The organism is Pseudomonas viridiflava (assembly GCF_900602065.1).
Classification (GTDB): Bacteria; Pseudomonadota; Gammaproteobacteria; order Pseudomonadales; family Pseudomonadaceae; genus Aquipseudomonas.
The window spans coordinates 1-278 of sequence record NZ_UWFN01000219.1; the positions used below are offsets into that span (position 1 = coordinate 1).

Annotated in this window: 1 pseudogene; it reads left to right on the plus strand. The window is 65.5% G+C overall.

Annotated elements, in window-relative coordinates:
- Positions 1 to 278: pseudogene (locus EE949_RS12920) on the plus strand (hypothetical protein); the annotation flags it as partial.

Here is a 278-nt window from a genome sequence, read left to right on the forward strand (position 1 = left end):
CCATGGTGCTGCGCGTGGCCAAGGCCTTGGACCTGGGCGACTGGAAATCCGAAGTGGGCGTTTCCGGCCTCACCTCCACCCTGGAAAACAAAGACACCGGCAACGACGGCCGGCGCAACGCGGTGGCCGTCCACTACCTGGGCATAAACGGCCCGTGGGGCGTGCAGTTGCAGGCGGCGCGCCAACAAATGTCACCGCGCAATGCCGGCACCGATGAAGTGGTGACCCTGGGCGGCTACGACGGCACGTTCAACGTCGCCAGCCGTGGCAACCTGTAT